Source organism: Pseudomonas sp. TH07 (genome assembly GCF_016651285.1).
Classification (GTDB): domain Bacteria; phylum Pseudomonadota; class Gammaproteobacteria; order Pseudomonadales; family Pseudomonadaceae; genus Aquipseudomonas.
Map to the genome: position 1 here is coordinate 6,961,851 of NZ_JAEKED010000001.1, position 13,432 is coordinate 6,975,282.

Annotated in this window: 15 protein-coding genes; 4 read left to right on the top strand and 11 right to left on the bottom strand. The window is 60.8% G+C overall.

Features of this window, described 5'->3' with window-relative positions:
• Nucleotides 1-79: 79 nt before the first annotated feature.
• The 5 genes from speE to JFU57_RS31635 form a co-directional block, all read right to left on the bottom strand.
• Entirely contained in the window at nt 80-955 is an 876-nt protein-coding gene (speE, locus tag JFU57_RS31615) for a polyamine aminopropyltransferase (protein WP_020299610.1), read from the bottom strand.
• Between the two features lie 227 nt (nt 956-1,182).
• A complete protein-coding gene (locus JFU57_RS31620) occupies nt 1,183-1,374 on the bottom strand; it encodes a PLDc N-terminal domain-containing protein (RefSeq protein WP_020299609.1) in 192 nt (63 codons plus the stop codon).
• A gap of 83 nt (nt 1,375-1,457) precedes the next feature.
• Nucleotides 1,458-1,988 carry a hypothetical protein gene (locus JFU57_RS31625; RefSeq protein ID WP_078470726.1) on the bottom strand — a complete coding sequence of 177 codons (531 nt, stop codon included), beginning with the start codon at nt 1,986-1,988 and terminating at the stop codon, nt 1,458-1,460.
• A 96-nt stretch (nt 1,989-2,084) separates the two neighbouring features.
• The gene (locus tag JFU57_RS31630) at nt 2,085-2,603 is read right to left on the bottom strand and encodes an ankyrin repeat domain-containing protein (RefSeq protein ID WP_020299607.1); all 519 of its coding nucleotides are present in this window, start codon (nt 2,601-2,603) and stop codon (nt 2,085-2,087) included.
• A 97-nt stretch (nt 2,604-2,700) separates the two neighbouring features.
• Entirely contained in the window at nt 2,701-4,539 is a 1,839-nt protein-coding gene (locus JFU57_RS31635) for a long-chain-acyl-CoA synthetase (protein WP_201131933.1), read from the bottom strand.
• A gap of 501 nt (nt 4,540-5,040) precedes the next feature.
• Between JFU57_RS31635 and JFU57_RS31640 the strand changes: the two genes are divergently transcribed.
• Nucleotides 5,041-5,319, top strand: a complete 279-nt coding sequence (locus JFU57_RS31640; protein WP_020299605.1) for a DUF3509 domain-containing protein — start codon at nt 5,041-5,043, stop codon at nt 5,317-5,319.
• A gap of 57 nt (nt 5,320-5,376) precedes the next feature.
• On the opposite strand, the gene mtnC is transcribed toward JFU57_RS31640, so the two are convergent.
• From mtnC to aroC, 5 genes are all read right to left on the bottom strand, one after another.
• Complete coding sequence (gene mtnC, locus JFU57_RS31645; protein WP_201131934.1) at nt 5,377-6,060, bottom strand: acireductone synthase; 684 nt, start codon at nt 6,058-6,060, stop codon at nt 5,377-5,379.
• Nucleotides 6,061-6,064: 4 nt separating this feature from the next.
• The gene (locus JFU57_RS31650; protein WP_078470730.1) at nt 6,065-6,610 is read right to left on the bottom strand and encodes a 1,2-dihydroxy-3-keto-5-methylthiopentene dioxygenase; all 546 of its coding nucleotides are present in this window, start codon (nt 6,608-6,610) and stop codon (nt 6,065-6,067) included.
• Nucleotides 6,611-6,716: 106 nt separating this feature from the next.
• Complete coding sequence (locus JFU57_RS31655; RefSeq protein WP_201131935.1) at nt 6,717-7,337, bottom strand: methylthioribulose 1-phosphate dehydratase; 621 nt, start codon at nt 7,335-7,337, stop codon at nt 6,717-6,719.
• Nucleotides 7,334-8,485: an MFS transporter gene (locus tag JFU57_RS31660; protein ID WP_201131936.1), complete on the bottom strand. Its 1,152-nt coding sequence runs from the start codon at nt 8,483-8,485 to the stop codon at nt 7,334-7,336. The genes JFU57_RS31655 and JFU57_RS31660 overlap by 4 nt, the downstream gene beginning before the upstream one ends.
• 34 nt (nt 8,486-8,519) lie before the next feature.
• On the bottom strand, nt 8,520-9,611 hold the full coding sequence (gene aroC / locus JFU57_RS31665; protein WP_201131937.1) for a chorismate synthase: 1,092 nt from the start codon (nt 9,609-9,611) through the stop codon (nt 8,520-8,522).
• Between the two features lie 141 nt (nt 9,612-9,752).
• Here aroC and JFU57_RS31670 point away from each other — a divergent pair, with 141 nt between their 5' ends.
• Entirely contained in the window at nt 9,753-10,706 is a 954-nt protein-coding gene (locus JFU57_RS31670; RefSeq protein WP_020299599.1) for an alpha/beta hydrolase, read from the top strand.
• Between the two features lie 99 nt (nt 10,707-10,805).
• Entirely contained in the window at nt 10,806-11,597 is a 792-nt protein-coding gene (locus JFU57_RS31675) for a hypothetical protein (RefSeq protein WP_078470734.1), read from the top strand.
• Nucleotides 11,598-11,648: 51 nt separating this feature from the next.
• On the opposite strand, the gene prmB is transcribed toward JFU57_RS31675, so the two are convergent.
• The gene (gene prmB, locus JFU57_RS31680) at nt 11,649-12,557 is read right to left on the bottom strand and encodes a 50S ribosomal protein L3 N(5)-glutamine methyltransferase (protein ID WP_078470735.1); all 909 of its coding nucleotides are present in this window, start codon (nt 12,555-12,557) and stop codon (nt 11,649-11,651) included.
• Between the two features lie 226 nt (nt 12,558-12,783).
• On the opposite strand from prmB, the gene JFU57_RS31685 reads away from it, so the two are divergent.
• Nucleotides 12,784-13,374, top strand: coding sequence for a cysteine hydrolase family protein (locus tag JFU57_RS31685; protein WP_078470736.1), 591 nt, complete (start codon nt 12,784-12,786; stop codon nt 13,372-13,374).
• Nucleotides 13,375-13,432 lie beyond the last annotated feature (58 nt).

Consider the following 13,432-nt stretch of genomic DNA (forward strand, 5'->3'; position numbering starts at 1 on the left):
TTGGAAACTTTGTGAAAATTTTGTGCAACGCATATTTGGTCACATAAAAAAGGGCCCTGAGGCCCTTTCCATATGATGATCAGTCGTTGCTCGGTTTGTTCACTGCTTGCAAGACGTATTGCGGCAGGGCAAAGGCGCCGATATGAATTTCCGGGTTGTAGTAGCGCGTCACGATACCGCTGCCGGCAAAACGCTGGCGCAGGACGTCACGGGACAGCTTGCGATACGCGGTGTCGGTCGCGCCCCAGGCAAAGGTCATGGCGCCGCCGATGTAGGTCGGAATCGCCGCCTGATAGAAGTGCCAATCCGGGAACAGGCTGCGCAGGCGGCCGGCTGTGGTCTGGACTTCACCCAGTTGCATGAACGGCGTGCCGTTCTGGGTCACCAGGATCCCGCCTTCATTCAGGCAGCGATGGCAGGCCTGGTAGAAGTTTTCCGAGAACAGGACTTCACCCGGACCGATCGGATCGGTGGAGTCGGAAATGATCACGTCGAACTTCTCTTCGGTGGTAGCGACGAAGCGCATGCCGTCGTCGATCACCAGGTTCAGGCGTGGATCATCGAACGCCCCCTTGGAGTGGTTGGGCAGAAACTCCTTGCACATTTCGACCACGGTGCCGTCGATCTCGACCATCGTGATGTGTTCGATACCGCGGTGCTTGGTCACTTCACGCAACATGCCGCCGTCACCGCCGCCGATGATCAGCACGCGCTTGGCCGTGCCGTGGGCGAGGATCGGCACGTGGGTCAGCATCTCGTGGTAGATGTATTCGTCAGCCTCGGTGGTCTGGATCACGCCGTCCAACGCCATGACCCGGCCCATGCGCGGGTTTTCGAAAATCACCAGGTGCTGGTGCTCGGTGCGCACTTCGTGAAGCATTTTTTCCACGCGAAAACGCTGGCCGTAGCCTTCGTAGAGGGTTTCCAGGTATTCGCTGGTCTTGGTGCTGCTCATGGGTAAGTCCCCCGATAAATGCTGGTGGCAACGGACGGTTACCCGCCCATGATGGTCGGATGCCGGCACCTGCGTGTGGGCATTCAACCAAGGAAAGGCGCGCATTCTACGTCGCCGAACATGACAGGTCGAACCTTCTGGTTCGACTTTCATGCCCGGCCCGGGCCACGGCATGGATCACCCGGCAGCCGTTGCCGGGGCTCGGGGGTAGTTACACCCGCTGGGGGTCAGATCCGCACGTTGCCTCGCGGCCCGGCGATCGCCCAGATAATCAGGCCCAGCACCGGCAACAGGATGATCAGCAGCACCCAGATGATTTTCATCCCGGTTTCTGCGCTACTTTTCAGAACGTTGATGATCGCCCAGATATCCAGCGCCAGAATAATCAGGCCGATAAGGCCATTGAAGGTGGATCCCATGGTGTTGCTCCCAAGTGATGGATTGCACCCTTAGGATAGCCGCGCCTGGCCAGGGTTCCGTTTTATTGCGCAGATCGCCGGTTTTAAACGTGAATCGCGACCTTGAGCGCTTCCAGGGACGGCGCAGCGGCGATCCCTACCTCGGCGCACAACTCCAGGACGCGCGGCACGTCGTTGCCATACACCAGCACCAGTTGCAGCTCGTCATCCAGCAGTTGGCTGAAATTCATCAGCACATAACCGCCGTTTTCCGGGTTCATGCTGGCCATCTGGATCTGAATGCGGTTGAGGGCAGTCAACGCCTCGGTCTTCGCCAGTTGCTTGGGCTTGATGTTGAAGGTCACGCCCGGGCCGAACGAGTCGACGATCTGGGCGAACAGGTCGACATAGGTATCGGCCTGGAACAGCACGGTGTCCGGCAGACTACCCACTACCACCCACTCACCCAGCGGGATCGGGAAAGTATCGTCGTAGTTGATGTCCGGATTGGCCGTCAGAAACGCTTCGGGGTCGGCGTAGGCTTGCGCCGCGTCGGTGGCGATTTGCTCGATTTCAGCATCGCCCATGCACCCGGAGCTGATTTTGCCGATGAGTTCGATTAGGGCGGTTTTCATGGGTGCATCCTGAAGGCGAGTGATTTTTTCGGGCGCGCAGGATAGCGCAAAGGCCCGGAGGCGGCGAGGGTGTTGCGCCCTCGCCCTCCCCTGCGGTCAGCCCAGCAGGCGCTCAAGCTGCGCGATCGTGTCCTTGGCGCCCATGGTCTTGGCCGCCTCCAGCGCACTCACGCCATTCGCATCGCGGCCCTTGGGGTCGGCGCCCTGGCTGATCAGGTAGTCGACGATCTCGGTGCGGTTGAACATCGCGGCCATCATCAGCGCGGTACGGCCGTCGAAGGACGAGCCTTCAACCTCGGCGCCGCCCTCGACCAACGCCTTGACCACCGCCAGGTCGCCCTTGAACGCCGCGCCGGCAATCGGGCTCTGCCCGTTATCGTTGCGAATCTCCGGGTCGGCCTTGTGTTTGAGCAGCACTTGCACCGCGTCCAGGTGACCGTGGTAGCTGGCGAGCATCAGCAAAGTGTCGCCCTTATGGTTGCGCAGGTTGATCGGCAGGCCGTTGCTCACCAGCCTGTCGAGCATCAATGCGTCACCCTGACGGGCCACGTTGAACACCTGCTCGGCAAACTCCTCAGCTTCTTCCTGGGTCATCTGGCGGCTGTTGTCTGTCATCGGAAACTCCACATTCGGCAAATTGCAAAGGCGCTAGTTTCCTTAAGCCGCCCCGGCCCTGTCACCCCTTTTTTCTCAAGAGCGGCCATAGCCAGAATCAATAACGGAATTTGCCCGACTGGATATCCAGCACCGTCTGTTCAGTTACCTGCACATAGGTATCCGAGCCTGGCAGCCAGGCATAGATTGGGTCGTCACCGGTCTTGGCGGGGTCGAAGGCTTCTTCCTTGAGCCGGGTTTTCTGGTATTTGAAGGTGCCGGTGGTTTCCATCTTGACCTTCACCCGCAGGAACAGCGGCACGGCATACGCCGGCATCTGCTCCCGGGCAAATTGCAGCAGGTCGCGAAAATCCAGGGTCGCCAGCGACTCGGCCGGGGTGATCGCCGCCATTCCGGCACGGCCGTTGGTGTTGTGCACTTGCACTCCGTAGGCCACGGCCTCGGCGATATGGGGGTGTTGCAGGAAGATATTCTCGACCTCGGTGGTGGAGACGTTTTCGCCCTTCCAGCGATAGGTATCGCCCAGGCGGTCGACGAATTGCGCATGGCCAAAACCGATATCGCGCAGCAGATCGCCGGTGTTGAAGTAGCGATCGCCCTTCTCGAACACATCGCACAGCGTGACCTTGCGGTTTTTCTCTGGCTCGGTGTAGCCGTCCAGAGGCGCCTTGTCATCAATCTTCGCCAACAGCAGGCCCTGCCCGCCCTTGGCGACCTTCTGCATAAACCCGGCACTGTTGCGGATCGGTTCCCCCGTGTCGTGGGCGTACTCCACCAAGGCCCAGGACGCCAGGGAAAACCCAATGGTGTTGTTGAAGTTGAGCACGTTGGTGAAACCGATATTGCCGTCGCTGGCGGCGTACAGCTCGCAGATATGCCCGACTCCGAAACGTTGCTTGAACTCGGCCCAGACGCCCGGGCGCAGGCCATTGCCGATCATCTTCAACACCGGGTTGTCACGGTCCCGGGCGCTGGGCGGCTGATCGATCAGGTAGCGGCAGAGCTCGCCGACATAGCCCAGGGTGGTGGCATTGAATTGTCGTACGTCATCCCAGAACCGGCTGGCACTGAACTTGCGCCGGATCGCAAACCCCGAGGCGCCGACAATGGCCGAACCCCAGCACACACAAAGCCCGGTGGCGTGGTACAGCGGTAAGGTGCAATAGACCACGTCTTCGGGCTGCATATTCAGGGCGATGGTGCCAAAGCTGGCGGAGGTGCGCATCCAGCGCCCGTGCTTGAAGATCCCGGCCTTGGGCAGGCCGGTGGTACCGGAGGTATAGATGTAGAAGCACGGGTCATCGAGGTAGATCTGCTGGGTGCTCGGCGGATTGCTCGATGGCGAATCGGCGCTGGCGCTGATCAGATTGATGTAGCCCTCGGGCGCCTCGCCCGGATCGACAAAGGTCTGTTGATCGGCAACAAACCAGGTCCGCTGCGCGTCGATCGCCAACTGCGGGCGAACCGCGGAATAGGCCGCGACCAGTTCGCCACCAACCACAATCGCTGCCGGCTTGACCAGGTTCAGGCTGTGCGCGAGCACGCCCTGGGTCTGCGCCGTATTGAGCATTGCGCAGATGCCACCCAGCTTGGCCACCGCCAGCACCGTCACCAGCAGTTCCGGGCGGTTCTCAATGAAGATCGCCACCACATCGCCCTTGCCCAGGCCCTGTTGCTGCAGGTAATGAGTGATGCGGTTGGCCCATTGGTTGACCTGTGTATAAGTCAGCCGCTGGTTGCCATAGAGCAGCGCCGCGCCATCGGGATTGCGCTGTGTTGCCTGTTCGAAGGTCCAGCCCAGACCGCAGGCTTGATCAGGTTTCTCGACGTTGGCCGCTTTCATGCCCTTGAGCACCCGAGGCAACGCCCGGGCAATGGACGGCAACTTACGAATTATCATGCCCCAGGTGATCATGTCGCTTTGATTGCTGTTCATGGATCCCATCCTGTTTCTTATTATTCGGTCGAGCGGACCTCGCAATCCGCCGCTCATGACTTTCCTTGTCGTGATAACCGGCACTACTCGGCAACTCCCGTAAACAGCTGGCACAACGCTTGGCCACGACAGCCGTGAGGCAGCGTTGCAGGCTGAAAAATACGTCAGCCGTTCTCGGACTGTACACGTGGTTTTTGCAAAGTTTTGTATCCCTTGGCAACGCCTGCCCTGGGGAAAAATTGCCGACCGCAAGTCTGAGCCATGGAATTTTTAGGACGGTGCCAGGGTCACAGCGGTACCCGGATCGAGCGCCAGAGCCCGCCCGAACCACGCAAAATGCAGGATGCACGATGGCCATTCATGCAATATGCACGAAAAAGAAAAATCGGATAATTTGTAACGTGTTGATTTTAATATAGTTTTATTAAAATCAAATACTGGCACAATCGCTGCACCTATCACTCCACGCTTGCCATTCAAGAGCTAACGGAGCTGATAGACATGAGCCTGATCCAAGAAAAATTTTCGTCGCTGTTCTCCAACTTCGAAGTCACCACCCAGCCACGTCCTGACGGCGGCATCCTGCTCACATTGCGCAATAGCGAAGGCCGACAGTTCAAACGGTCGATCTCCTACGCGCAGTTGCATGCCGGTGACCAGTTGTCTTGGGTGATCAGTGCGATTCGTCGCGACCTGGCCGAACAAGCCAGCGAGTTGCCACAGATTTCCATGCTGCAAAGCCAGAATCGCTTCGCCCTGCCGACCTATCACTCCGTTTGAGTGAAGCTCGCGCCACACCTCAGGCCGTGCCAGCCTTGCGCTGACACGGCCTTCGTTTTAGAAGCTGGCCGGATCGATATCGGCAAAGCTCGTTACATTGAGATGCCCAAGCAATTCCCCGCCGTCGCGCACCAGGCCACAAGTGGCCATGCCGGCGGCTTTGGCTGCGTCCAGTTCCTGGACGATATCCGATAGGAACAGCACCTGCGCCGCCGGGCAAGCCATGGCCTGGCTGATGCGGCGATAGGATTGCTCCTCGCGCTTGGGGCCTGAAGTGGTGTCGAAATACCCGCTGAACAGCCCAGACAGATCCCCGGCATCCGAACAGCCGAAGATCAGTTTCTGCGCCTGGATCGAGCCAGACGAGTAGACATACAATTCATAACCTTGCTGATGCCAGTGCTGCAGCGCGTCGACCGCGTCGGGGTAGACATGCCCTTTGAGCTGGCCGGCCTGATAACCCTGCTCCCAGACCATGCCCTGCAATGCCTTGAGCGGCGTGGCCTTGCGGTCTTCGGCGATCCAGCCCAACAGAATCTCGATCACCCGCTCCACATCCGCCGCCGTTTCGCCGCTGTCCTGGCGCACCGCCTGCAACTGCTCGGCCACATCTGCGCGGGTGGCGTGCTGGCGAACAAAGTCGGGCAAATGCGTGGCGGCGTAGGGAAACAGCACATCAAACACGAAACTCACCGCGCTGGTGGTGCCTTCAATGTCGGTCAGAATGGCCTTGATCGGCATCCGCTCAATCCTCCAGGCGTGGGAAACGGCTGGCGATGTCTTCGCCGGTGAATTGAGCGACCCAACCTTCTGCATTATTGAACAGGCGGATGGCGACGAAATGCGGGTGCTCGCCCATGTCAAACCAGTGCGGGGTGCCAGCTGGCACCGAGATCAGGTCGTTTTTCTCACACAGCACCGCGTACACATAATCATCGATATGCAGGGTAAACAGCCCACGCCCGGCGACGAAAAACCGTACTTCATCTTCGCCGTGTCGGTGCTCGTCGAGGAACTTGGCGCGCAATTCAGCTTTTTGCGGATGATCGCTGTTGAGGCTGATGACATCGACGGTGATGTAGCCGCGCTCGGTCATCAGGCGATCGATCTGCACCTGGTAGGCGGCGATCACTTCTTCCTGGCTGGCGCCCGGTTCGATCTTGCTGGCAGCTTGCCAGCGATCGAAACGCACGCCCTGCTCGGCCAGGGTCGAAGCGATATCGTCGAAATGGGTCAGGACCTTGTTTGGCAGGTCCGGGCTGGATACGTGGTAAACGGACAGGCTGCTCATAATGGCAACTCCTAGGTCTTCGTCCCGCCTTCCGGCTTTTACACACCGGTCAGGCGAGGCACTTCATCAGGCGATGGCTACTTCGGTCGAAGAAAGCCTTGACGGTTTAACGGTTCAGGATCGCGCGGGTCTTCAACTCGCATTCGAACAGAAACTCAAAAGCCTCGATCTGGCGCAGCGCATCACTCATGCGTGCGCCCCAGGTGTACAGGCCATGGCCGCGAATCAGGTAGCCGACACAATCCGGGTGGGCCTCCAGCCAGGGCTGGACCTTGGCTGCCAGGCGCGCAATGTCCTGATCATTGTCAAAAATCGGTACCCGTACCCGCGACTCGTGGGTCGAGATGCCGCTGAAGGCTTTCTGCAATTCGTAGTCTTCGAACTCGATCACGGTCCCCGGGGTCAGGCGCGAGAGCACTGTGGCGTTCACCGAATGGGTATGCAATACCGCACCGATCTGCGGGCGCCAACTGTAGAGCTGGGTGTGCAGCAGGGTTTCCGCCGACGGCCTCTTCCCCGGTTCCAGGCTGTTGCCGGCCAGGTCGGTGGCCAGCACATCGTCCACCCCCAACTGCCCCTTGTGCTTGCCAGAGACCGTGAGCAAAGCCTCGGTCGAGGACAGGCGGGCCGAATAGTTGCTGCTGGTGGCCGGCGACCAGCCGCGGCCATAAAGAAAGCGCCCGGCATCGATGATTTCCTGGGCGAGCTGTTCACGGGTAAGGCTCATGGCCTGTCCTCTTGCATACGTGTGGCAATAATAACGGCTGCAGCCAAAGCTGCGACGCTGGCAATACTAAAGGTCAACACAGGTCCCAGGGCATTCCAGCTGTAACCGGAATACAAGGCCCCCATGGCCCCGCCGGCACCGGCCAAGGCGGCATACAGCGCCTGGCCCTGACCCTGCTGGCGGGCACCGAAACTACGTTGCACGAAATGAATGGCAGCCGCATGAAAGCTGCCGAATGTCGCCGCGTGCAGCACCTGGGCCAGCAACAAGACCCCGAGGTACTCGGCAAACTCTCCCAGCAGCAGCCAGCGCAAGGCCGCCAGCAGCACACTCGCCAGCAGCACCCGGCGTACTGAAAAGCGCGCCAGGATCCGGCTCATGGCCAGGAACATCAGCACTTCGGCCACCACCCCCAGCGCCCACAACAGGCCGATCAACCCACGGCTGTAACCGAGTCGCTCCAGGTGCAACGTGAGGAAGGTGTTATACGGGCCATGGCTCAACTGCATCAAGGCCACGCACAGATAAAACGCCAGGACGCCCGGCACCCGCAGTTGCTTGAGAAACCCCGAACCGGCCGAACTGTTGCTGCCCTGGGTCGCAGGCTGGGCATTGGGCACCCAGGCGCTGCTGAGTACGATTCCGGACATGATCACCACCAGCGTCACCGGGTAGATATCCAGGCTCAGCCATTCGAACAGGCGCCCGATGATGACCACCGCCAGGATAAAACCGATCGAGCCCCACAGGCGGATCTGGCTGTAGCGTGCGGGCTGGCCCCGCAGATGGGCCAGGGTGATCACTTCGAACTGGGGCAGCACTGCGTGCCAGAAGAAGGCGTGCAGGGCCATGACCATCGCCAGCCAGGCGTAGGTCTTGCTGATGAAAATCAGCGAAAAACTCAGCAACGTGCAGATCGCGCCAAAACGCACGATAGCCAGGCGCCGCCCGCTGTAGTCCCCCAGCCAGCCCCAGATATTGGGCGCCACGCAGCGCATCAGCATGGGGATGGCCACCAACTCGCCAATGCGCGCGCTGGAAAACCCCAGGTGGTCGAAATACAGCGCAAGAAACGGCGCGGTCGACCCCAGCAAGGCGAAATAGAACAGGTAGAAGCTGGAGAGCCGCCAGTACGGGAGCGCCGCCACGGCGTTCAGACCGTGGCGACTGGCAGGACCGCCATTACAACTGGCCCAGCACCGGCGTGCTGACGCGCACGTCGGCATTCTGTCCGCGATGACGCAGCAGGTGATCCATCAGCACGATGGCCATCATCGCCTCGGCGATCGGCGTGGCGCGAATGCCGACGCACGGGTCGTGACGGCCCTTGGTGATGACGTCCACCGGATTGCCGTCAATGTCGATGGAACGGCCCGCAGTGGTGATGCTGGAGGTTGGCTTGAGTGCCAGGTGGGCAATGATCGGCTGCCCCGAAGAGATCCCGCCGAGGATGCCGCCGGCGTTGTTACTGAGGAAACCTTCCGGGGTCAGTTCGTCACGGTGTTCGGTGCCGCGCTGGGCGACGCTGGCAAAGCCGGCGCCGATCTCCACGCCCTTGACCGCATTGATGCTCATCAGCGCGTGGGCCAGTTCGGCGTCCAGGCGATCGAAAATCGGCTCGCCCAGGCCCGGCATCACGCCTTCGGCGACTACCGTGATCTTGGCTCCGACCGAATCCTGGTCGCGTCGCAACTGGTCCATATAGGCCTCCAGCTCCGGCACTTTGTCCGGGTCGGGGCTGAAAAAGGCGTTGTCTTCCACCGAGTCCCAGGTCTTGAACGGGATCTCGATCGGGCCCAACTGGCTCATGTAGCCGCGAACCACAATACCCTGGGTGGCCAGGAACTTCTTGGCGATGGCACCGGCCGCGACGCGCATGGCGGTTTCCCGCGCCGAACTGCGGCCGCCGCCACGGTAGTCGCGTACGCCGTATTTATGGTGGTAGGTGTAGTCAGCGTGAGCGGGGCGAAACAGATCCTTGATCGCCGAGTAATCCTTGGACTTCTGGTCGGTATTGCGGATCAGCAGACCGATGGCGCAGCCCGTGGTCTTGCCTTCGAATACCCCGGAAAGGATCTCGACCTCATCGGGCTCCTGACGCTGGGTGGTATGGCGGCTGGTGCCGGGTTTGCGCCGGTCCAGGTCACGTTGCAGATCGTCCAGCGACAGCTCGAGGCCCGGCGGGCAGCCGTCGACAATGGCGACCAACGCCGGACCATGGCTTTCGCCCGCGGTGGTGACAGTGAACAGCTTGCCGTAGGTATTGCCGGACATGCGGGGAGCTCCGTGAAATCAGCCGAAATAACTCAATCAGGATTACTGAGCGCGCCAGTATACGCAGGCTATCGGACTAGTTCATCCTCGAACCTTATCCGTACCGGGAAGTCCAACCGGCACCTTATCCATGATGGCGTGATGATGCTGCGAGTTCTCCTCTTGAGCCTTACCCTGTTCACCGGCCTGGTCCAGGCCGCCGTATTGCAACGCCCGATCAGCCTGGACACAGGGCACGGCGAACTCTATGGCTCGCTGCTGCTGCCCAAATCCGAGCAGCCGGTGCCGGTGGTGCTGATCATCTCCGGCTCCGGGCCCACCGATCGCGACGGCAACAACCCGGACGGCGGGCGCAATGACAGCCTCAAGCGCCTGGCCTGGGTGCTGGCCAAGCACAACATCGCCAGCGTGCGCTACGACAAGCGCGGGGTCGCCGCCAGCCTGGCCGCGACCCCGGACGAACGCAACCTGACCCTCGACGCCTACGTGTCGGACGCCGTGGCCTGGGGCCAGAAGCTCAAGGCCGACTCGCGCCTGGGCCCGCTGATCGTGCTTGGCCACAGTGAAGGTGCGCTGATTGCCACCCTTGCCGCTCCGCAACTGGATGCGGCGGCGGTCATTTCGGTGTCCGGCACCGCGCGCCCGGTCGACCAGGTACTGCGCCAGCAGTTGAGCTACCGCCTGCCACCCGCGCTGATGCTGCGCGCCAACGAACTCCTGGACAGCCTCAAGGCCGGCCGGGTGGATGAAGACGTGCCGCCGCAACTGCAGGTGATCTTCCGCCCCAGCGTCCAGCCCTACCTGATCACCCTGTTCCGGGAAGACCCGTCCGCCGCCTTTGCCAGACTGAAAATGCCGGCCCTGATCATCCAGGGCAGCAACGACATCCAGGTCGGCGTCGGCGATGCGCAAATGCTCAAGGCTGCCAAGCCGGATGCGCAGCTGGCGCTGATCGAGGGCATGAACCACGTGATGCGCATCGTGCCCAACGACATCAAGCGTCAGTTGGCCTCCTACAAGGATCCGCAACTGCCACTGGCCGCCGAGCTGGGAACGAAAATTCTCGGATTTATTGACGGACTTCACATCCGTTAACGCGTTTTCGCCCTCCAGTCCTGAAAAAAACGGCCGATAAGCCTTTGCCGGCCGCTTACTTTCCGTCGGCAAGCAGCGCTTGGACAGGACCTCGCCGTTATGACTGAAACCCCGAATTCAACCGACACCGAACTCGACAAACCCGCCCCGGAGGCGGTCGAGCGGCCGTGGGCGGATGTGCATGCCGAGCACCATAAGATGCTCCGCCTGGCACCGCTGCAGACTGATCGCGCCACCGGTGGGCGGCCTTTGCGTTTTGTGGAGTTCGGTTATGCCGAGCGCAGTAACAAAGAGCACAGCTTGTTGCGCATGAGTATTTCGTTGCCCGGGCAACGGGTACGCAAGGAACAGAATCATCTGGATTTGTGGGTCGACCATGCCACCCACAGCGTCACGTTCCAGCCGGAAAGCGGTTTGCAGATCGAACCGGCAAACCGCGGCATCGGCCGCTTCCTGCTGGCCCAGGCGGCGATTTGGGCGCAGAAGAAGTGGTCGCACTATCGGATCGAAGGCTTTGACCTGGCGAACAAGGATGCGCTGAACGAAGACACGCGCCTGCGCCGCGACCACGTGCTGCGCACCCAGGGCTTTGATGTGGTCTACGCCGATGCCCAGCACTTGAAGGGCAGCGTGAAGGCGGTGCAGGTCGGTGAGCTGCTGGACAAGTGGAACACCGAGAAGCTGCAGTTCGTGGAAATCCTCGAAGCCGCACAGATGCTCCAGCAAGCCGAACAGAACCTCGAAGAGCTGGAAGGCAAACTGCGCAAGCAGGACGAAAAGGTCAGCAAGTACAAACGCGAAGACACCGGGCTGCGCTTTACCATCAGTTGCCTGGTGGCCTTTGCGGTGTTCCAGGCCGGGCTGCTGATCTGGATCGCCACCCACCGCTGAACATCCGTGTTGTCACGTAAAAGCCCGCCATTGAGCGGGCTTTTTCATGCCTCAGACGCGGGAGGCAAACAGCCCCTGATGCGCTCGGCACTGCTCGGCGGTCAGCATGAACACGCCATGGCCGCCACGTGCGAAGTCGAGCCAGGCGAAGTCGACTTCCGGATACAGCGCCTCGACATGCACCTGGCTGTTACCGACCTCGACGATCAGCAAGCCCTTCTCGGTCAGGTGCTCGCCGGCCTCGGCCAGCATGCGTCGCACCAGGTTCAAGCCGTCTTCACCACAGGCCAGGCCCAGCTCCGGTTCGTGCTGATACTCATCGGGCATGTCGGCAAAATCTTCGGCGTCGACATAGGGCGGGTTGGACACGATCAAGTCGAACCGCTGCCCCGGCAACCCGTCAAACCCGTCGCCCTGCACGGTGAATACACGTTCATCGACGCCATGGCGCTCGATGTTCTGATTGGCTACTTCAAGGGCTTCGAACGACAGATCGGCGAGTACCACTTCGGCACTCTGGAATTCGTAGGCACAGGCAATACCGATACAGCCGGACCCGGTGCACAGATCGAGAATCCGCGCAGGCTCGCTGCCCAACCAGGGCGCAAAGCGTTTTTCGATCAGCTCGCCAATCGGCGAACGCGGGATCAGCACACGCTCGTCGACAATGAACGACAAGCCACAGAACCAGGCCTCGCCCAACAGGTAGGCGGTGGGGATGCGCTCTTCGATCCGACGCTTGAGCAGCCGTTGCAGGTTGACCAGCTCATCGTCCTCCAGCGCGCAATCCAGATAACTGTCGGCGATTTCCCACGGCAGATGCAGGGCTCCCAGTACCAACTGGCGGGCTTCATCCCAGGCATTGTCGGTCCCATGGCCGAAAAAAAGATCCTCCCCATGAAAACGGCTGACAGCCCAGCGGATGTGGTCGCGCAAGGTGCGCAGGCGGGAAGTGATCACGGGCAGACTCCTGAAAAAACGACTGGCAATTCTAGCAGCCTAAACGCTCCCCGACGACGCTTGAAAAAACCCGGCACCGGAGCCGTTTTTCGTCGTCCGGCACCCTTGCACGCGGCCCTTGACACGGCTGTAAGCCAACAACGGCGCACCTTACGTTAGTAGCGATTCACAGAAGCGCTCTGCCAGAGGACAATGACGCAAAAGCCCCACTCACAGGAGCCCCAGAATGTCTGTTCCAAAGACGATGTTTCAACTCAGCGGTCGTGGTTATGCAGCGGCCAATCTGAGCCACGCGACCCTGGTGATCATCGACGCCCAGAAAGAATATTTGAACGGCCCGCTGGCGCTGTCCGGCATGGCGGCGGCCGTCGCCAACATCCAGCAACTGGTGGCCGCTGCCCGCGCAGCCGGCCGGCCAGTGGTGCATGTGCGTCACCTCGGCACCGTCGGCGGCCTGTTCGACCCGCAAGGCGAACGGGGCGAGTTCATCCCGGGTCTAGAGCCCCAAGGTGACGAAACCATCATCGGCAAGCTGCTGCCCAGCGCCTTCCATGGCACCGACCTGGAAAAACGCCTGCAGGACCTCGGCTCGCTCGACCTGATCGTCGCCGGCTTCATGAGCCACTCCAGCGTCAGCACCACCGTGCGCGCGGCCAAGAACCTGGGCTTTCGCTGCACGTTAGTCGAGGACGCCTGCGCCACCCGCGACCTGCCCTACAAGGGCGGCATCCTCAGCGCCGAAACCGTGCAGCAGACCGAAATGGCAATCATGGCCGACAACTTCGCCACCCTGGCGCAGACCAAAGATCTGATTTGATTCCCTCCCCAGATGAGCGGCTGGTGGGCCGCTCATCCGTAATAACCTGTCATTGGCG